Genomic DNA, 19,880 nt, shown 5'->3' on the forward strand with positions numbered 1-19,880 from the left:
AAGATACCCTGATGATCCAGATGACGCTCAGGCAGCTCCGCTACTTCGATGCGCTGGCACGTCACGGCCATTTCGGACGGGCGGCGGAGGCGTGTTCGATCTCGCAGCCGGCGCTGTCGATGCAGATCAAGGAAATGGAGGAAACGCTCGGCGGCGTGCTGCTGGAGCGCAGCGCGCGACAGGTCACGCTAACGAAATTTGGCGAAGAGATCGTCCAGCGTGTCCGCGAGATCCTGCGCTCGGTCGACGAACTCGGCGACTTCGCGCGCGCCTCGCGCGACCGGCTCGCGGGCCGGTTACGCATCGGCATGATCCCGACCATTGCGCCCTATCTGCTGCCGAAGGTGATCGAGAACCTCGCGCGCATGCATCCGGAGCTCGACATTCACGTCCGCGAGACGCTGACGCCAAAACTGATCAAGGAGGTCGTCGAAGGCCGGCTGGATACGGCGATCGTGGCCCTTCCGGTATCCGAGCCTTCGCTGACTGAAGTGGTGTGCTTTTCAGAAAACTTCCTGCTGGTGCGCCCTGGCGTGGATGAGGGCACGCCGGTGCCGAGCCACGAGACATTGCGCGAGATGCGCCTATTGCTGCTCGAAGAGGGACATTGTTTTCGCGACCAGGCGCTGTCGTTCTGCAACATGCAGTCGCCGCCACGGGAAGTGCTGGACGCAAGCTCGCTGTCGACGCTCGTGCAAATGGTCGGCGCCGGCATCGGAGTCACCCTGATTCCCGAAATGGCGGTCGCGGTGGAAACCCGCTCGGCAACTGTCTCTGTCTCGCGCTTCAAAAATCCGCAGCCATCGCGAACCATCGGCATGGTCTGGCGCAAGACCAGTCCGCTGGCCGGGCAGCTTCAGCAAATCTCCGAAGTGGTTTGTCTCGCAGCCGACGCGCTGCGCGAACAGCGCAAGGCGAAACCGCCATCGCGGAAATGAAATTACGGGCCTGATATCGGGTGCACGCGGCGCGAGTCACTAAAGTTTTATCCGGAGCGTGAACGATCCCGTTTGGCTCAGAAAGCCGGAAGGACTGGTTTGCAGGCCGTAGCGCATGCTGAGGTCCAGATTGTCCGCCTGCTTCGCGTTCAACCCGACGCCCGCCGAATAGAGCCAGGGCGACTGGCTGAAAGCCCTGGTGACGAAACTGTCGCCGCCGGCCGCAAACGCCGCTGATATCTGCACCCGGCCATTGAGAAAATTGTAGCCGGCCGCGCCGTCGGCGGTGAGCCAAAGGCGGTCGGCGATCCGGTAGGCGCCCTTCACGCCCGCGCTCAGCATCAATTCGCGATAGTGCTGCGAATCGACCTTGAGGTTCAATCCGCCCGCGCCACTTTCGCTGTAGGGATCGGCACGCACCTGCGCGTAATCGAGCCGCAGCGAGGGCAAAATCGAAAACTCGGTGTGTATCGGGATCAACTGCTTGACCGCAACCCCGGCATGACCGGTGTAGCTGAGATAATCCGCAACGGCCGTGCTGTTCACGAACGAGAGCGAGCGGTTGACGCGGTTCTGGTTGATCCCGCCATTAAGCAGGAAATCGATTTCGGTGCCGGGCCGCAGCGCGTAGGCACCATAGAGCCCGAGCTGATAGGTATCCAGTCCGAGCCGGTTGGGCACGATCTCATCGCTGCCCGTGATGTTCTGATGCGCGTAAGAAAACAGGCCGCCCAGCGCCATCAGCGACGACACCGGCGCGTCGACGCCGGCCACCAGGCCGCCGCCGCTCGCACGATAGCCCGGCGCTCCGTCATTGCCGCCCTGGCTTGCAAACCCGCCAAGCGGCTTGAGCCAGACGTTTCGCTCTGCCGCGGCGTCGGCGGTACGCAGGCCGTAGGCGTCGTCGAGGCGGCCGATAACGGTCTGCTGCAGCGCGCGCTGCGTGGCGTAGGTCGCCTGCGACGCTGCGCCGGTGAGGACGGGCAAGGTCTGGCTGACGGCGTTCAAAAGCGCCGGCGCATCGAGATTGTCGAGGATCGCAAATGTCGGCGCCATGGCGCCGGTCAATCCAAGCGGCGTTGACGCCATCCGGTCGAGCACAACAGCAGCACCGAGGCCTGCGCGGTTGTCCTGTCCCGCCAACACTTCGGCGTAAGGCTGCACCAGCGAGATGGTCGCCAATCCTCCGGTCGGGTTGCCGGCCAGATCGTAGGTGCTGACGAGCATCTGCGCGCCGGACGCATCACCGCTGGCGCTGCCATAGAGGCTCGTAAGATTGCCGCGCGAAAGCGTGTTGAAAAGCACCCTGCCTTCGGGGGTGAGAGAGCCGAGCAGGGTGAAGTTTCCGGCACGGCTTGCCGAGGGCGCCGCCCCGCTGCCCCAGAAATATCCGTTTTGATAATCGCTCACCACGAATCGCCCCGGTGTCGCGGTGCCGAACATCGAGGGACTGGCGATGCGCCAGCGCGTGCCCGACGTCCACGCCCATTCCGGCACCGAGTTCGCAAGGATTGGTTGCGGGGCCGGCGGCGAGAAGGTCGCAGGGTTGTAAGGCGTCATATAGGCCCAATGCGTGATCAACAGGTTCTGGCCCGTGATCATCTGCATTTCCATCTGCCACACCCCATTGATCAGGCGCATCTGACCGAGGCCGACGGTCGGCGTGCCACCGCCAACCGGCGTGAACACCATGGTGATCTGCCCTGACGTCGCGACAAAACCCTGGATCGTCGAGTTCTCGGTTTGCGACGCCGGTCCGATCGCGAGCTGCGCGCTGCTGAACCCCGTGAAGGCGCCGTTGGTCGCCGCTCCAAGCGACCACAAGGTTTGATCGCCGATCGCAATGGGATTGGAAAAGCCGGTTGCCGGCGCGGCATATGCCAGCAATTGGGGGACCGGGACATACCAATGCGAATTGGACAGCGCCGCATCCCAGATCGCGGATTGCGCGAAGGCCGGTCCGCCTGCGCTCGTCATGATCACGCCGGCGGCCGTTGTCAGCAGATGCGAGCGAATCCAGCGCGTCAACAACGCCACCTTCCTCCGTGAGACCTGCAGAAATGGCGGCGCGGATACCTCGCGCAGAGGTATTGCAGACACGGCCGTCACGACTGAAAGTGCACCGCGCGTGGCGTCGTTGTCCTCCCATGTTCATGGGGGGCGGCTCGCCTCGTCGCCGACCGTCGCAACCGAGCCTGGAAGCATTGCCGTGCCGCAGCCCGTGATCCGCCCCGCCCGCGCTAACGAATACGACGATGTCGCCCGCGTCTGGATGGAAAGCTGGGTCTCGACCGGGCTGGAAGACGCCAGCGATTCCCTGCTCGCGAAATTGCGAGCAAGGGTGCCGATGGAGATCGAAAAGGGCTGGAGCCTTTACGTCGCCGACGACAACGGCGTGCTGGCGGCGATGCTGGCGATGCATGTGTCCGACTGCTACCTCGACCAGTTGTTTGTGGCGCCGAAATATCAGGGCAACAGCCTGGGGCGCCAGTTGCTCGCTTTTACGCGCCAACATCTGCCGGATGAAATCTGGCTGCGCTGCGTGCGCGAGAATGAAAAGGCCTGGCGCTGGTACGAGCGCGAAGGCTTTGCGTTCGAGAAAGAACAGGTCGACTCGACCAGCGGCCGCGTGATGAAATATTATCGATGGCGGAAATCCGCGTGAAAGCCATCGCTCCGCTTGCGGACGGCGCCTGCACGCTCTAGTTTGCGCGTTCAGTGCCATCAACTTGCGTTCTTCAAACCATGTTCCGTAGCTTCGCTGCCGCCACCATCCTCGTGTCATGCCTCACGGCGGCCGGATGGGCCCAATCTCCAGCGACCTCAAGCGCACGGGCGGTAGCGACGCCCGCCAAGCCCGTCATAAAGAAAGCGGCGCCCAAGGCCAAGGCCGCTGCCAAGCAGCCGGTTGCGGAAACCGGTCCCTGCCGACTTGGCGTCATCTCCGCTCTCGGAGATCGATTCTCCGTTCAGAAATTCGGCCTCACGATATTCGAGACCGAAGAAGGCGAAGCTGCGATGAACGGATGGGGGCTGGACGATCTGCCGTTTGCACGGGTGCGCGCAGCGACCGGCGCGGATCCGTCCGTGCGACGGATCGCTTATCCCAAGGGAGCGTTCGAACCCTACTACAATCCGAAATCGAGGTTCCTGCCCGATCCAAGCGAGGGCTTGCCGGCGATCGTCCGGAACATCACTTCCAGCGCGAACTGCGAACGTTATCTGGTCATCACGAAATACAACGGGGTAGTGCCGGGCACCAAATTGGAGATCAAGGGCATCGGCGCATACAGCCAGGGCATCGGATCGTTCGCCAGACATTACCATCTGTTCGCCAATGTTGCGGTCAGCATGTACGACGGCGCGACGTATGAAAAAATCAGCCGGTCACTCGCCGCCTTTGGCGCCTCGTTTGCGGCGGGTCTCGGGCTGACGGAAGACCCGCTCACCAAGCTCGACGAGTCGGTCTATCCCAATCCTCCGGAGTCGGCATCGAGCAGCACCGCTCTCAAGGAAAGAACGCGCGCCCTCGTTTCGGCACGACTTGACCGTATGATTCCCGTCTACCTTCAGCAGTGAAGCATCGGCACGATCTGAATGGGAGATACGCAAATGATCCAACTCTACTGGTCGCCCCGCTCACGCTCGATCTCCGCAATCTGGTTGCTCGAAGAAGCCGGGCTGCCCTACGAACGCGTGCTGACCGATATTGCAACTGGCGCGCAGAAGGCGCCGGAATATCTCGCGATCAACCCGATGGGCAAGGTGCCGGGGCTGAAGGACGGCGACGCCGCGCTCGGCGAGGCGGCTGCGATCTGCGCCTATATTGCGGATCGCTATCCGGAAACCGGGCTGGCGCCGGCCGTGACCGATCCGCTGCGGGCGAAATATCTGCAGTGGCTGCTCTTTTCGCCAAGCTGCATCGAGCCGGCGCTGATCCAGCTCTTCACCAAGCTGGAGGTGCCGGCGAGCACGGCGGCGTGGGGCAGTGCCGACCAGACCTTCGACGCGCTCGATGCCGCCCTGCAGAAAGGTCCGTGGATTCTCGGCGAGAAATTTTCCGCGGCCGACATCATGCTCGGCTCAGGACTGAACTTTGCGGTGCGGATGTTCAAGATGGTGCCGCCGCGGCCGTCATTCGACGCCTATATCGAGCGATGTGTGGCGCGTCCGGCATTCCAGCGCGCGGAAAAGATTGCGGCGGGGTAAAGCTGTAGGGTGGGCAAAGCGGAGCGTGCCCACCATTCCAATCGCAACCTGATGACAAATGGTGGGCACGGCTGCGCCTTTGCCCACCCTACGCGATCCCAGATACAAAATCGCGAAAACAACCCCATGCAAAGTAGACCAGAGCCCCAAGCGGCTCACGTCACGACGCGCGGGTCCACGTCCTGGGCGTAGTCGACACCGTCGATGCCAAAGCCGAACAGGCGAAGGAATTGGCTCTTGTACTCCGGAAGGTCCGCCAGTTCGCCGAGGGTCTCCGTGGAGAGCAGCGGCCACCGTCGCAGCACCTCTTTCTGAACCTCGGGCGAAAGCTCCCAGTCGTCGACGCGAATGCGCTGCGCCTCGTCAAGTTCGACGCCCTTGCCGAGGCGGGTGCGGAACAGACGGTCGATCTGTTCGATGCAGCCTTCGTGGAGCCCGAGCTTCTTCATCACCTTGAACAGCACCGTGCCATAGAGCGGCACCACCGGAATGGCCGAGCTTGCCTGGGTGACCACGGCCTTCAGCGCCACCACGCGGGCGGCGTCCTGGCCGAGCCGGCCACGGATCGCTTCCGCCTTGCGGTCGAGATCGACTTTGGCGCGACCCAGCGTGCCATTCCAGTAGATCGGCCAGGTCAGTTCGCTGCCGATATAGGTGTAGTTCAGCGTCCGGAAGCCCGGCGCCAGAACACCGGCGTCCGCAAGCTGGTCGATCCAGCGCTTCCAGTCATCGCCGCCCATCACCGCCACCGTGGCGGTCGCTTCATCCTCGCTCGCCGGCGCGATGGTCGTCTCGAAGACCTCGCCGGTCTCGGTGTTGAGGGTCTTGATGTCGACGGGGGCGCCGAGCGGCTTGATCGCCGAGCGCCAGGTCTTGCCGGTGTCGGGATCGGTCCGTACCGGCGCGGCCATGCTGTAGACCAGCATGTCCAGCTGTCCGAACTTTTCGCGCACGCGCTCGATGAAGGTTTTCTTTAACTCGTTGGAGAAGCCATCGCCCTCCAGCGTGACGGCAGTACGGCCGATCTTCCCGGCCTCGAGCTCGAAGGCGCGGTTGTTGTACCAGCCGGCGCTACCGCTCTTGGTCGCGGAAGGCTCGCGCTCCATCGACACGCCGATGGTGTCCGCGCCGCCGGCAAAGGTTGCGACAATACGGCTGGCGAGGCCGTAACCGGTCGAGCAGCCCACCACGGCTACGCGCTTCGGACACTCGGGAATAGCACCCTGGCGGAGAACATAAGCAATCTGCTCGCGGACATTTGTGGCGCAGCCGACGGGATGTGCCGTCGTGCAAATGAAGCCTCGCACGCGCGGTTCGATAATCATGCCCACCCCGTTTCAAATCGTTTCACACTCGCCATGCGCTGCTCGCCTGCCCGCTCACCGTTAGTCCGTCAAACAATAGCTGAGAAATCTTATGCAAGGTTTTTCAGTCATTTGCACGGCTCTGTCAAATTCGGCGGGCGAAAGTTGTCAAGCTATAAGTGCGAAATCGCGAAGTGGGTCCAGCAAAAACTGCGAAATGGATTCTCAGCGCCTCAGGATCCGATCCTGCCGTACTTTATCGGGCCCTATCACAGCTTGAAGGGCTCTGGGACTTCCCGTTAGATCGGTTGCTGGGCAAGCCTGGGGAACTTCCGATCAAGGGGCGCCAGCGCGAGTCATGCCTCCTTGACTTCGTTCTTTAGCGGCCGGCCGGCAGCAAAGTCCGAGACGTTGGCAAGCGTCGTGTTCATAATCTCTTCCAGCGCTTCGCGCGTGAAGAAGGCCTGATGGGCCGTGAGGATTACGTTCGGGAACGAAACGAGGCGCTGGATCACATCATCTACAATGATTGAGGTCGACAAGTCCCTGAAGAAGAGACTGGCTTCGTGCTCGTAAACGTCGATCGCCATCCCGCCGAGCTGACCGGATTTAAGTGCCTCAATCGCCGCCTCGGTATCGACCAGGCCGCCGCGACTCGTATTTATCAAGAGTGCACCTTTCTTCACTTTGGCGAGCGTCCTGGCATTGACGACATGCTTGGTTTGCGGAGTGAGCGGAGCATGGAGGGAGATGACGTCCGCATCTGCCTGAATTTCCTCTACCCCGGCATAGCGGCCAAACTTCTCGAATTCGGGCGAGCGGTGAATATCATAGCCCAGCACCTTGCAACCGAACCCATTCATGATCCGACCAAAGATGGTGCCGATCTTCCCAGTTCCAAGCACGGCCACTGTCCGGTTGACGAGGTCGAAACCCATGAGGCCGTCGAGCTCGAAATTGCCCTCGCGCGTCCGGTTATAGGCCCGGGGAATTTTGCGGTTGAGCGCAAGAAGGAGCGCCACCGCGTGCTCGGCCACCGAATTGGGAGAATAATTGGCAACCCGCGTAACTTTGATGCCACTCTTCTTTGCGGCCGCGAGGTCTATCTGATTGTGGCCGGTCGAGCGGGTTGTCACAAGCTTGGTGCCACCAGCAGCGAGCTGCTTGATTACGCCGGCATCGACTTGGTCGTTCACGAAGACGGCGACCGCCGGCGACCCTGCGGCCAATACTGCCGTGTCGGGACCAAGCAGCGGCTCAAAATACACGATCTCAAGTTTGTGACGAGCATTAAGCTCATCGAGCAGTCTGCGTTCGTAATTCTTTGCTCCAAAGACTGCGATCCGCATGTCAACCTCCTGTCTGAAAATGCACGTCGACGGATAGATGACCTGAGAACGCTGCCAACAGGCATCATCCGACGATGTCGGGGCAGCTGAAGCAGCCTGCACGACTTTTAATCCAGCGTGCTTCCTTTTCAGGTCCCGTGTCGCCGGCTGCCGCTCACACTCTTTCCGACGATCTCACGAATGATCGTTAAGGTTTCTCTGGCGGCTTCCTCTGGCGGCAAGGCGGTATCTGCGACATTGCTCACGAGCTTTGTAATGTCGTGATCGATCTTCCTTTGCGCCCAGACGTTGCCCTGCGCCACCGTTATGTAGACCGAATATGCGTGATGCATCGTTCCAGGCCGTTCGCCGATGATGTGGAGAACGCCTCTGAAACTATTGGGATCAGCGCGCTCGAAGAGTGTCTCGCCGATCCGGTAGCCGATGCGCACCCGTCCGCTGGTCACCAGGATGTTGTTTTCAGCGACGGAGACGCCGGCCTCGCGAAGCAACCGGCGCATTTCCGCGAGGAACGGCTCCAAGTGCCCTTTGTCCATAATCGCGTTGGCGTTCAATCCATCCGAGATGACGATCTGGGCTTTCGGAAGATTTGCGCCCCACGAATCCCGGAGCTTCAAAATCGCAGCAAGTGACTCTGCATCCAGTATTTCGCCGGTCGGCGGATGAGCGATGTAGTCGTTCCTGTCCTTGGACTTGGTCCGAACCGGCAGGACATTCGGAACGGTATTGATGAATCCGGGCGTCAGCTCGGTCCAGAGTGATTTCTTCGCGTCATCGTAGAGACTGTTGACCTTGGCGGCGAGCGCCGGGTTCAGGTCCCAGATCTCCCGGCCGTGCCCCGTCGCGAGGTCGACACCTCTTTGCTCGACTTCGGTCATCATGCGCCGGCCTTCCGCGTACACGGCCTCCTTCGGTCTCGTGTCGCCCTTGGCCAGCCGGTACTGATAGTAGACCCAGACAGGATCGCCATAGTTCTTGGTGTAATTGTTGGCGTCGTCGACAATCTCGATCCGCTTGTAGAAGTCCCACATCGCGTCGTTGACCTTGAACCCGAACTTCTTCCGCAGCCGTACGTGGTCCTGGAACGACGTTGTGAGATAGCCCAGCATCGGATCGTTCTTGGTGGGCAGGGCGATGAGATAGACCGGGGTCGCGGGCATGATTTGATCCTGGCACCAGTCCAGGTCTTCCAGGGTCACCGCCATGTGCAGTGTCGAGCATACGTCCAGGCCGATGGTCAGGCCGTGCAGCTTCCCCATGACGATATCTTCGAGACAGCATCGAACCAGCTGCTCGCGGCTTTTGAACACTTCGGGCCCGATGAATCCAGCGACATCGTTGACGTGGAGCCAGGCGCCGCGTGGCTGCACCTTGGCGAGCACCTGTCCAACTGCCCGGCTGAAGCCATACTTCCGGGATTCGAGGATCATCATGTCGACGCCGTTCGCGGCACCATTGGTAAACTCGGATCCTTGCCCAGTTTCAAAATAGAGCCCGTATCGCTGGCCGGTCTTGGACTTCGCGTAGTTCAGGATCTTCTCAACGGTGATGTCGAAGGTCTTGTTGCAGTCATCGGTTCCCGCAAGGCTCTGGAACACCGTAGCGACTGTGCCAGGGTAACTCTCGGCGACGGCCGCCTGGACGTCGATATGGGCGAGCACGCACCACGGGATGACATCCTGCAGGCCGAATGCATCGACGACGTCCTTGAGAGCGCGTTCCACGGCGACGACGCTGCTCACCGTGCTGTCGACCGGATTTGTACCGATGACGATGTCGCCGGTCGCATAGGCGAAAGCGTCAAAGACCTGCCAGGTAACGTCTTCTGGATGATCCGTCGGGGAGTTGGGTTGGATGCGGGCACCCATATATCCCTTGGCGCCGATCTGCGTGCCAGGAAGGACGTTGAACAATTTCTGACCGACGACGATGAGTTCCTCGTTGCTCATCAGCTTGGGGACGCAGCCGATCGCGTCGCTCGTTAGGCCGTTCATGACGCCCTTGATCTGGTCCTCTGATCCGGTCAGGAGAAACTGCTTCAACCGGCCCATGGTCCAGTCCTGAACCTTCGCGTACTGGTCCTTGTCTGTGGTCTGCCAGATCAGCTTTTGCAGATCGTCCACATGAAGCGGATGCTCATGGAGATCGCGGATCCTGGTGTTCGCCAGCAGGGAGCGTGCATTCTTGCGAGAAGCCTCGCCCTTGGCGACGACGCCGATCGCCTCGTCTCCCTCCTTGAAGTCATTCGCGGCGCCGATGACCTGCTGGTAGACGGACTGATCGAAGTTGCCCTTCACCCGGCTGACATAGGCGAAGACGTCCTCGCTTGGCTTTACCTCATCGACACCAATGGCGCTTCTGTCCGCTACCGCCGCCTTCGCGACGGTGCTGTAGCCTGCCGCGATGACGCCGGACGCGGCGCCCATCATCGCGATGACATCTCTTCTCGAGAGACTCTCTAGTCCTTCGGACGGTGTGTGGCTGCGCATGTTATCTCCACCCTGCTGGAGACCGCCGCCACACGCCCGTCGGGAGTGACGGCCGGCCGGAATCAACGAAGACGGGCCCTGTCGTTTCTAGAGTTTCATGACCACGCGACCGTCAATCTTGTTATCGCGCATGCGGCCGAAGATGCTGTTGATGTCTTCAAGCCGCTCGGTCGTGTAGTGGACCTTGACCTTGCCTTGCCCGGCGAACTGCAGGCACTCGGCGAGATCGAGGCGCGTCCCCACGATCGATCCTCGAATGGTCTTGCGCATCAGAACCGTGTTGAAGATGTCCAGTTCGAAAGAACCCGGTGGCAGGCCAATGAGGGCCATCGTGCCGCCCTTGCCGAGCATTCCGAGAGCCTGGCTGAACGCTTTGGGGGAGACGGCGGTTACGAGCACGCCTTGCGCACCACCAGACAGTTTGTTCACTTCGGCCACCGCATCGCCCGTCTTGGCATTGACCGCAGCGTCAGCGCCCATCTTGCGTGCCAGCGACAGCTTCTCGTCCGAGATGTCGACGGCAATTACCCTGAGACCCATGGCCTTCGCGTACTGGACGGCGACGTGACCAAGTCCTCCGATGCCGGAAATGACGACGGTGTCGCCGGGCTTGGCCTCGGTCTCCTTCAGCCCCTTGTAGACGGTCACGCCGGCGCAGAGGATCGGGGCCGCCGGTTCGAAGTCGAGGCCGTCCGGCAGGTGGCCCACATAGTTCGGATCGGCGAGGGAGTACTCCGCAAAGCCACCATTGACGGAATAGCCGGTGTTCTGTTGTGAATCGCACAGGGTTTCCCAGGCGGCGAGGCAATGCCTGCAATGACCGCACGCCGTATGCAGCCAGGGTATGCCGACGCGGTCGCCTTCCTTCACCGCGGTTACGCCTCCACCTACGGCGGAGACCGTCCCAACGCCTTCATGACCGGGAATGAAGGGAGGGGTAGGCTTGACCGGCCAGTCTCCGTCTGCGGCATGCAGGTCGGTATGACAGACACCGCACGCCTCGATCTTCACGAGGATCTGGCCGCGTCCAACCTCCGGGACCTGCACCTCCTCGATCGACAGCGGCTCCCCGAACTTACGGACCATCGCCGCTTTCATCGTCTTCGCCATTTCGTCCTCCCTTATTCCAGGCGTTTGAAAACGGAATTGATGAGATGTCTCATGCTTCTCGTCGTCTTGACGTCATCCGGTCGGGCTCACCGCATCGCAGCGACGGCTTCCAGCCATCTCGCTTCAGATCCTCAATTCCGAAACCGTGTCGGGAATGACGAGCTCGGCTTCGGTCACCGCCAGTACTTTGGCGACACTGATGCCAAGGGCGATCTCCAGCAAAGTTGCCTTGCCATCCGCGAAGCTGATCACGGCCATATCTGTCACCGCGAGATCGACCGGCCGCGCCGAGGTCAGCGGCAAGGTGCATCTGGGGACGATCTTTGATTTTCCCTTTGCAGCGTGCTGCATCGCGACGATGACACGCTCGGCGCCACTGGCTCTGACAAGGTCCATCGCGCTGCAACAACGCAGCCGCACCCGGCAGAGGCGTCGGCAAGCTGTTCGACGCGAACCTGGCTTTGGGCCTGACGGCCAGCCATATCGGTCTCAACCCGATGGCGCAGCAGCAAATGGAGGTGAGGCCTGTCTTTGCCTCGCGGACGACGTCGTCGAGTAGGCTCTCCGGCGTATCGACACCCATGCCCCCCCGACCATGGCGCTGGCGCCTGTAGGGATCACCGCAACGGCTTCCTCGGCGGAAATGGCCTTTCATGGCAGGCACTCTGGTCCGCAGGCGGAGGCTTCCTCCGACGGAAAGCTGGCACCCAGTCTCCTATGTGCTTTGATCTAGATCAAAAGCGGGGGCCCTTTTGGCTGCGGTCTCGAGGGAGCCGCATTTTGCCTGTCCCTTTAATAGCGAGGGGACTTGAGCGGCATCACGTGCTCCCGAGAATGCGCCGCCTGCCTAGTGGCTACTCGGGACAACGCGGAGCCGCTTCAATGTCGGTGTCCACGCGCTGGAAATTATCTCAACATTTGCTGACACGTTTGCAGCTATTGTTTGAAGCCCAAACCGCAAGCGAGAAGCGATAGAAGCGAGATCATGCATCCATCCGCTTGAACACCAGCGTGGCGTTGGTGCCGCCGAAGCCGAACGAGTTCGACAGCACGGTGCCGAGCTTGGCGTTGTCGATCCGCTTGCGGACGATCGGCATGTCGGCAAACACCGGATCGAGTTCGGTGATATTGGCACTCTCGCAGACGAAGCCGTTGTTCATCATCAGCAGCGAATAGATCGCTTCCTGCACGCCGGTAGCGCCGAGCGAGTGGCCGGTCAGCGCCTTGGTCGCCGAGATCGGCGGGCACTTGTCACCGGTGCCGAACACCTTTCGAATTGCCTCGATTTCCGGCGGATCGCCGGCCGGCGTCGAGGTGGCGTGCGGGTTGATGTAATCGATCGGGGTCTTCACGGTCGACATCGCCATGCGCATGCAGCGCTCGGCGCCTTCGCCCGACGGCGCGACCATGTCGTAACCATCCGATGTCGCGCCATAGCCGACCACCTCGGCATAGATGCGCGCGCCCCGCGCCTTGGCGTGTTCCAGCTCTTCCAGCACCACCACGCCGGCGCCGCCGGCGATGACAAAGCCGTCGCGGGTGATGTCATAGGGGCGCGAGGCGGTGGCGGGGGTGTCGTTGTATTTCGATGACATCGCGCCCATGGCGTCAAACAGCACCGACAGCGACCAGTCGAGCTCCTCGCAGCCGCCGGCGAAAATCACGTCCTGCTTGCCGATCTGGATCGTCTCATAGGCGTTGCCGATACAATGGTTTGAGGTCGCGCAGGCCGACGAGATCGAGTAGTTCACACCCTTGATCTTGAACCAGGTCGCGAGCGTGGCTGATGCCGTCGACGACATCGCCTTCGGCACTGCAAACGGCCCGACCCGCTTGGGGCCCTTGCTCCGGGTGATGTCGGCCGCTTCCACGATGGTGCGCGCGGACGGCCCGCCCGAGCCCATGATGATACCGGTGCGGACGTTGGACACTTCCTCGGGCGACAATCCGGAGTCCTGGATCGCCTGCTCCATCGCGACGTGATTCCACGCCGCGCCCTCGCCGAGGAAGCGCATCGCACGGCGGTCGATGACGTCGGCCGGATTGAGCGTCGGCGCGCCCTGCACCTGCGAGCGGAAGCCCATTTCGGCGTATTTATCGGCGCGCGTGATCCCGGATTTCGCCTCGTGAAGGCTCGCAAGCACTTCCTGGGTGTTGTTTCCGATGGACGAGACAATACCCATCCCCGTGATGACAACCCGCTTCATGATCGCCTCGCCCTACCGTTTCCGTTCGTCCGTGAAGATATTTTGATCGTCTGATCGCGCCGCTCAGGCAGGCTCGGTGCCTTGCTTGAACAGCCCGACTTTCAGGTCCTTGGCGCGATAGATAATCTCGCCATCCATGGAAAGCCAGCCGTCGGCAACGCCAAGCACGAGCTTTGAACGCATCACCCGTTTCATGTCGATGTTGTACACAACCTTGCGGGCATTCGGCAGCACCTGCCCGGAGAACTTCAGTTCACCCAGCCCGAGCGCCCGGCCGCGTCCCTCGCCGCCGACCCAGCCGAGGTAGAACCCGACCATCTGCCACATCGCGTCGAGACCGAGGCAGCCCGGCATGACCGGATCGTTCTTGAAGTGGCAGCCGAAAAACCACAGGTCCGGCTTCACATCGAGTTCGGCTCGAATCAGACCTTTGCCGAACTCCCCGCCTTTTTCGGAGATATCTGTGATGCGGTCGAACATCAGCATCGGCGGCAGCGGCAATTGCGCATTGCCCGGGCCGAACATCTCGCCGCGGCCGCAGGCCAGCAAATCCTCGAATTCATATCCGCTGCGCCGATCCAGCATCGTGTCCCGCCTCTACCTTAGATGTCCCGATGGAGCGCTTTCTGAGCGAACCGGACCCGTTTCCCTACGGGAGTACTTGTTTCCCGCAAATTGGCGCTACTTAGGGTGCGATCGGCATTACCCTCTGCCGAAATCGCATATGTGGTCCGCGCGCTCTGTAACATAGGCACTGGGGCCCGGCAAAGCACCGGAATGGGCTAAAACACCGCGTTTACCAGCTTAGTACCTTTCTAAACTTGGGCGGGTTCTAGTTGCGAAAAACTTGCATCTATCTGATTTCCTTTTATATTGGGCAACAATATTGCCAGAGTTAGAGCGTGGTGCCCGAAGTGGACATGAACGACCAAGCCTCCAATGCGAACGACGACGGAGTCGATGCGGCTGCCCGGGCAGCCGGACATCAGCCGGCGTTGACCGGCTGTCCCTGGCACGACGTCAACGAGATGCTGCAGGCCGCAGGTCTCAGACCGACCCGCCAGCGCATGGCGCTGGGCTGGTTGCTGTTCGGCAAGGGCGCCCGCCATCTGACGGCGGAAATGCTGTACGAGGAAGCCACGCTGGCCAAGGTTCCGGTGTCGCTGGCGACCGTCTACAACACGCTCAACCAGCTCACCGATGCGGGTCTGTTGCGCCAGGTCTCGGTCGACGGCACCAAGACCTATTTCGACACGAACGTCACCGCGCATCACCACTTCTATCTTGAGAACAACCACGAGCTGGTCGACATTCCCGATCCGCATCTGGTGTTGTCGAAGATGCCCGACGTGCCGGAAGGCTACGAAATCGCCCGCGTCGACATGGTCGTGCGCCTGCGCAAGAAGCGCTAGCTGTCGTCCCTGCGAAAGCAGGGACCCATAGCCACCAATGCTCGTTGTTTAGGAAGGCATCGGTCCGCGTGCCTCGCGGAGAGGCTGCGGCGTATGGGTCCCCGCGTTCGCGGGGAAGACCACTAGGAATGACTCGGCGTCACTCCACCTTCTCATCCGCGTAAACGCCCCACAGGCGCTGCTGCTCGATCCAGCCGTCAAAGCCGTTGCCGATCACGCGGCACCAGCCATTGGCGCATTTCTTGACCTGAGTGACGACGCCAACCTGCAGGCGGGCCGCAATCGCGCTGGTTGGATCGGGACGATCATAGAGCGACGCCAACTCGCCCTTGGTTTTCATGGTGACGACCGCCGTGCGGCGGCCGGACAGCAGCGAATGATAGACCCAGCCCTCGGAGCCCTCGGAATCGCGCACACGGCGCCAGTTCTCGAACTCGGCGGTGATTTCGACCGGTAGGCCCGAACGGGTATAGATCCAGGCGACGTCGTTATCCTTGGTCGGACCACCCCGGACGTTCACATGGTCGGATTTGAGGCTGACATATCGCGGCACCGGCAGGCCGCTAGCGGTGGTGGCCGAATCCTTGGCCGAAAAACCTGTGCTGACCGATGCCAAAAGACCGCACCCCGCCAGCCCCGCCACCGAACAGAAACGCCCCAACGCCATTAACTCGTCTCCCGCCGAGATAGCCTCAACTCAAATTCTTCGAGTTGAAACCGCTCGCTAACGCCCGAAAACCCCAAACCCCTGTGCCCCGCTTGGCCCACCCCGGATGTTCGACTTCCGGGGGGTTCTTGTCTTGGCCCGGCCTTCTGATAGAGAGGACGGAACGTTGAGAACAAGAATGCCCGAATTTTCCGCTGAGAATCCGTGGCAAGTATTTGGGAACCCAAGGACTTACCTGAGGAAACAGCGGGACACCGGGTCCGCGTGGCGTCAGCAGTGTCGAACAACCGGGTTAATGAGGTCTGAACGGCAAGCTCTGGCGAGCCATTGCCTCATGAGAGCAGGATATGTCGGTTAAGAAAAAACCTCTCGTCGTCGTCACCCGCAAGCTGCCGGACTCGATCGAGACCCGGATGCGCGAGCTGTTCGACGCGAGGCTCAATCTCGACGACACGCCGATGACGCCGGAACAGATCGCGGACGCGGTTCGCACCGCCGACGTGCTGGTGCCGACCGTCACCGACATGATCAACGAGGAGATGCTGGGGCATCCCGACTGCAAGCTGCGCATGATCGCCAATTTCGGCAACGGCGTCGACAATATCGACGTCACGGCAGCGCATGCGCGCGGCATCACGGTGACCAACACGCCGAAAGTTTTGACCGAAGACACCGCCGACATGACCATGGCGCTGATTCTGGCGGTGCCGCGCCGACTGATCGAGGGCGCGTCGATCCTCACCGAGGGCAAGGGCTGGCCGGGCTGGTCGCCGACCTGGATGCTCGGCCATCGCATTGGGGGAAAACGCCTCGGTATCATCGGCATGGGCCGCATCGGCCAGGCTGTGGCCCGCCGCGCGCGCGCCTTCGGCCTCCAGATCCACTATCACAACCGCCGCCCGGTGGCGCCTGTCATCGCCGAAGAACTCGGCGCGACCTATTGGGAAAGCCTCGACCAGATGCTGGCGCGGATGGACATCATCTCGGTGAACTGTCCGCATACGCCCGCGACCTTTCACCTGCTCTCGGCGCGACGGCTGAAGCTGATCCGCAAGGACGCCTATGTCGTCAACACTGCGCGCGGCGAGGTGATCGACGAGGACACCTTGGTCAAGCTGATCGAAGCCGGCGACATTGGCGGCGCCGCCCTCGACGTCTACGAGCACGAGCCCGCGGTAAATCCGAAACTGGTACGGCTGGCCAAGGCCGGCAAGGTGGCGCTGCTGCCGCATATGGGCTCGGCGACCATCGAAGGCCGCGTCGAGATGGGCGAGAAGGTGATCATCAATATCCGGACCTTCCTCGACAACCACAAGCCGCCGGACCGCGTGCTGCCCAGCATGCTGTGACGCGGGAAGCGGCGTGAGCGAAGCGCACGCATCGCTGCTCGCCCGCCTCGCCGGTGCCATTGCCGGCTTTGATCCCGATCGACGAATTCGCATTGCCATCGACGGCGTCGATGGTGCCGGCAAGACGACACTGGCGGATGCGCTGGCGCCGTTGGTTGCGGCGAAAGGCCGGCCGGCGATCCGCGCCTCGGTGGATGATTTTCACAATCCGAAAAACCTTCGCTACGCGCGCGGCAGGTATTCGCCCGATGGCTTCTATCTCGACTCCTACGATTACGCTTCGTTTCGTCGGCTGTTGCTCGAGCCCTTGAGCCCTGGAGGCTCCGGCCAATACGTCGCGAAGCAGTTCGACCTCGACAATGACAGGCGGTTCGATCTGTATCCGCAACAGGCCGGGCCGACGGCTGCGCTCATCGTCGACGGCATCTTCCTGCATCGTCCCGAATTGCGGTCCAGCTGGGATCTTTCGATATTCTTGAAAGTCGATTTCGACGTCTCGCTGCCGCGCGGCGCGGCGCGCGGCCAAAGCTTCGACGCCATCGACCCCAACTTGCCGCCGCATCAGCGCTATGTCGGCGGCCAGGCGCGATACCTCGCCGAATGCGTCCCCGAGCGGCAGGCCGATATCGTGATCGACTACAATGATCTGGAAGTGCCGAGAATTTTGAAATGGGTGAAGCCGTAGCCTGGATGAGCGCAGCGAAATCCGGGAAAACTGTATCCGCTGGATAGACCGCCCCGGATGTCGCTTCGCTCATCCGGGCTACGGGATACTACTTGCTCCTTCGGCGCTCCCGCTTCCGCCATTCCGCAACAAAGGCCACGAATGCCGCGAGCGCCGGCGGCGGCTGGCGGCGGCTCGGGTAATACAAAAATGGTCCCGGGAACGGCGCGCACCAGTCGTCCAGCACACTGACCAATGCGCCCGACTTGATGCCGTAGCGAACGTAACCCTCGAACGTCAGCCAGAAGCCGGTTCCGTCATGGACGGCGCGCAACGCCAGGCCGAGATAGGTCGCGACGAGCTTAGCCGGCGGCGAGACTTTTACGACGCGGCCTGCTTTCTCGAATTCCCAGTCCAGCATCGCGCCGCTGCCGAAACGGGTACGGATGCAGGAATGCTCCAGCAGGTCTTTCGGATGTTGCGGCCGTCCATGCTGCGCGACGTATTCGCGCGAGGCCACCACCGCGTAACGCTGCGGCGCGCCGAGCGAGACCGCGATCATGTCCTGCGCCAGATGCTCGCCATAGCGCACGCCGGCATCAAAACCTCCGGCCACGATATCGACGAACGCGCTTTCGCCGACGATTTCCAGATCGATCGTGGGATGCGCTGCAAGAAACGGCGCAACCATCGGCGCCAGCACCAGATCGATCGCCGGCGGCGGCGCATTGATGCGCAGACGGCCCGACGGCACGGCCCGCAGACCGCGCACCTGATCGAGGGCCGCTCCGACATCCGACATCGCGGGGCCGACACGGGCCAGCAGCAATTCGCCGGCCTCGGTAAGGGCTACACTGCGCGTGGTGCGGTTCATCAGGCGGACGCCGAGCCGCTCCTCCATGTCGCGCAGGCGCTGGCTGAGGCTCGAAACGGACACGCCCTGCTCGACCGCGGCGCGGCGGAAATTCCGGGTGCGCGCCACGGCGACGAACGCATCGAGGTCGCGGAGGTCGAAATTCTTCATTGTTCGATATACTGAACAAAGCATTTACAATTGTCCAGCTTATCGCTTCACCCGAAAGAGCGCATATCAGGCTCGTCACCACGGCGCGAATATCCGCCGCCGATTACGAGGAGAACCATCATGGAAAAACGCAAACTCGGCACTACGGGCCCAACCGTCTCCACCATCGGCCTCGGCTGCATGGGCATGTCGGATTTTTACGGCCCTGCGGACCGCAGCGAGAGCATCGCCACCATCCACGCCGCGCTCGATGCCGGCATCACGCTGCTCGACACCGGCGATTTCTACGGCATGGGCCACAATGAGATGCTGATCCGCGAGGCGCTCGCCGGGCGCAATCGCGACAATCTGCAGATCAGCGTCAAGTTCGGCGCGCTGCGCGATCCCAACAAGGGTTTTCTCGGCTATGACAGCCGCCCAGCGGCAATCAGGAATTTCGTCGCCTATTCGCTGCAGCGGCTCGGTGTCGATCACATCGACATCTATCGGCCGGCGCGGCTCGATCCCGATGTGCCGATCGAGGAGAGCGTTGGCGCGATGGCCGACATGGTGAAGGCCGGCTGGATCAAGCATATCGGACTTTCCGAGGTCGGCTCCGACACCATTCGAAGGGCGCACGCGGTGCACCCGATCGTCGACCTGCAGATCGAATACTCGCTGGTTGCGCGCGGGATCGAGAGCGACATTCTCAAGACCTGCCGCGAGCTCGGGATCAGCATCACCGCCTACGGCGTATTGGCGCGCGGGCTGATCAGCGGACACTGGTCGAAGGAACGCGCCGCGGTGCAGGATTTTCGTCAGATGAGCCCGCGTTTCCAGGGCGCCAATCTCGACGCCAATCTGACGCTGGTAGATTCCCTGCGCGCCATTGCAGCCGAGGTTGGTGCATCGCCGGCGCAGGTCGCCATCGCCTGGGTCGCAGCGCAGGGTAACGACGTCGTGCCGCTGGTCGGCGCACGCCGCCGCGACCGCCTTTCCGAGGCGCTCGGCGCGCTCGATGTGAAATTGACGGATGCGCAGCTCGCGGCGCTGGCCAAAACTTTTCCGCCCGGCGCCGCCGCAGGGGCGCGCTATCCCGAGGCGCAGCTAGCGCACATGGATAGCGAGAGGCCGGCCAAGGCTTCCTGAGTTCAAGGCTTCCTGAGTTCAAGGCTTCCT

The 19,880-nt window shown here is 61.8% G+C and carries 17 protein-coding genes and 1 pseudogene; 8 read left to right on the top strand and 10 right to left on the bottom strand.

Annotated features, from left to right (window positions below):
• Nucleotides 1–11: 11 nt before the first annotated feature.
• The gene (locus tag ACPPVP_RS00280; RefSeq protein WP_426530197.1) at nt 12–938 is read left to right on the top strand and encodes a LysR substrate-binding domain-containing protein; all 927 of its coding nucleotides are present in this window, start codon (nt 12–14) and stop codon (nt 936–938) included.
• A gap of 39 nt (nt 939–977) precedes the next feature.
• Here ACPPVP_RS00280 and ACPPVP_RS00285 read toward each other — a convergent pair whose 3' ends face one another.
• Complete coding sequence (locus ACPPVP_RS00285; RefSeq protein ID WP_426538366.1) at nt 978–2,975, bottom strand: autotransporter outer membrane beta-barrel domain-containing protein; 1,998 nt, start codon at nt 2,973–2,975, stop codon at nt 978–980.
• A gap of 172 nt (nt 2,976–3,147) precedes the next feature.
• Between ACPPVP_RS00285 and ACPPVP_RS00290 the strand changes: the two genes are divergently transcribed.
• The 3 genes from ACPPVP_RS00290 (at nt 3,148) to ACPPVP_RS00300 (ending at nt 5,147) form a co-directional block, all read left to right on the top strand.
• The gene (locus tag ACPPVP_RS00290) at nt 3,148–3,603 is read left to right on the top strand and encodes a GNAT family N-acetyltransferase (protein WP_426530199.1); all 456 of its coding nucleotides are present in this window, start codon (nt 3,148–3,150) and stop codon (nt 3,601–3,603) included.
• An 80-nt stretch (nt 3,604–3,683) separates the two neighbouring features.
• Nucleotides 3,684–4,517: a hypothetical protein gene (locus ACPPVP_RS00295; protein ID WP_426530201.1), complete on the top strand. Its 834-nt coding sequence runs from the start codon at nt 3,684–3,686 to the stop codon at nt 4,515–4,517.
• A 33-nt stretch (nt 4,518–4,550) separates the two neighbouring features.
• On the top strand, nt 4,551–5,147 hold the full coding sequence (locus ACPPVP_RS00300; RefSeq protein WP_426530203.1) for a glutathione S-transferase family protein: 597 nt from the start codon (nt 4,551–4,553) through the stop codon (nt 5,145–5,147).
• Between the two features lie 155 nt (nt 5,148–5,302).
• Here the strand turns inward: ACPPVP_RS00300 and fabV are convergent, their stop codons facing one another.
• The 7 genes and pseudogenes from fabV to fabA all read right to left on the bottom strand — a co-directional run bounded on the left by fabV (nt 5,303) and on the right by fabA (nt 14,191).
• On the bottom strand, nt 5,303–6,472 hold the full coding sequence (fabV, locus tag ACPPVP_RS00305; protein ID WP_426530205.1) for an enoyl-ACP reductase FabV: 1,170 nt from the start codon (nt 6,470–6,472) through the stop codon (nt 5,303–5,305).
• Between the two features lie 335 nt (nt 6,473–6,807).
• Nucleotides 6,808–7,800, bottom strand: a complete 993-nt coding sequence (locus ACPPVP_RS00310; RefSeq protein ID WP_426530207.1) for a 2-hydroxyacid dehydrogenase — start codon at nt 7,798–7,800, stop codon at nt 6,808–6,810.
• Between the two features lie 128 nt (nt 7,801–7,928).
• Nucleotides 7,929–10,289 carry an ethanolamine ammonia-lyase subunit EutB gene (eutB, locus tag ACPPVP_RS00315; RefSeq protein ID WP_426530209.1) on the bottom strand — a complete coding sequence of 787 codons (2,361 nt, stop codon included), beginning with the start codon at nt 10,287–10,289 and terminating at the stop codon, nt 7,929–7,931.
• An 87-nt stretch (nt 10,290–10,376) separates the two neighbouring features.
• A complete protein-coding gene (adhP, locus tag ACPPVP_RS00320; RefSeq protein ID WP_426530211.1) occupies nt 10,377–11,399 on the bottom strand; it encodes an alcohol dehydrogenase AdhP in 1,023 nt (340 codons plus the stop codon).
• 123 nt (nt 11,400–11,522) lie between these two features.
• Nucleotides 11,523–11,798 (bottom strand): annotated as a pseudogene (locus ACPPVP_RS00325) (succinyl-CoA--3-ketoacid-CoA transferase); the annotation flags it as partial.
• 584 nt (nt 11,799–12,382) lie between these two features.
• Nucleotides 12,383–13,606, bottom strand: coding sequence for a beta-ketoacyl-ACP synthase I (fabB, locus tag ACPPVP_RS00330; protein WP_426530213.1), 1,224 nt, complete (start codon nt 13,604–13,606; stop codon nt 12,383–12,385).
• A gap of 63 nt (nt 13,607–13,669) precedes the next feature.
• Nucleotides 13,670–14,191, bottom strand: coding sequence for a 3-hydroxyacyl-[acyl-carrier-protein] dehydratase FabA (gene fabA / locus ACPPVP_RS00335; RefSeq protein WP_426530215.1), 522 nt, complete (start codon nt 14,189–14,191; stop codon nt 13,670–13,672).
• 335 nt (nt 14,192–14,526) lie between these two features.
• On the opposite strand from fabA, the gene irrA reads away from it, so the two are divergent.
• On the top strand, nt 14,527–15,018 hold the full coding sequence (gene irrA / locus ACPPVP_RS00340; RefSeq protein WP_426530217.1) for an iron response transcriptional regulator IrrA: 492 nt from the start codon (nt 14,527–14,529) through the stop codon (nt 15,016–15,018).
• A 139-nt stretch (nt 15,019–15,157) separates the two neighbouring features.
• On the opposite strand, the gene ACPPVP_RS00345 is transcribed toward irrA, so the two are convergent.
• Nucleotides 15,158–15,685, bottom strand: a complete 528-nt coding sequence (locus ACPPVP_RS00345; RefSeq protein WP_426530219.1) for an SH3 domain-containing protein — start codon at nt 15,683–15,685, stop codon at nt 15,158–15,160.
• Between the two features lie 347 nt (nt 15,686–16,032).
• On the opposite strand from ACPPVP_RS00345, the gene ACPPVP_RS00350 reads away from it, so the two are divergent.
• A complete protein-coding gene (locus ACPPVP_RS00350) occupies nt 16,033–17,034 on the top strand; it encodes a 2-hydroxyacid dehydrogenase (protein ID WP_426530221.1) in 1,002 nt (333 codons plus the stop codon).
• Between the two features lie 13 nt (nt 17,035–17,047).
• A complete protein-coding gene (locus tag ACPPVP_RS00355; RefSeq protein ID WP_426530223.1) occupies nt 17,048–17,719 on the top strand; it encodes a uridine kinase in 672 nt (223 codons plus the stop codon).
• Between the two features lie 88 nt (nt 17,720–17,807).
• On the opposite strand, the gene ACPPVP_RS00360 is transcribed toward ACPPVP_RS00355, so the two are convergent.
• Complete coding sequence (locus ACPPVP_RS00360) at nt 17,808–18,722, bottom strand: LysR family transcriptional regulator (RefSeq protein WP_426530225.1); 915 nt, start codon at nt 18,720–18,722, stop codon at nt 17,808–17,810.
• A 120-nt stretch (nt 18,723–18,842) separates the two neighbouring features.
• Between ACPPVP_RS00360 and ACPPVP_RS00365 the strand changes: the two genes are divergently transcribed.
• Entirely contained in the window at nt 18,843–19,850 is a 1,008-nt protein-coding gene (locus ACPPVP_RS00365) for an aldo/keto reductase (RefSeq protein ID WP_426530227.1), read from the top strand.
• The last annotated feature ends 30 nt before the right edge of the window (nt 19,851–19,880 follow it).

Source organism: Bradyrhizobium sp. McL0615 (assembly GCF_049993905.1).
GTDB lineage: Bacteria > Pseudomonadota > Alphaproteobacteria > Rhizobiales > Xanthobacteraceae > Bradyrhizobium.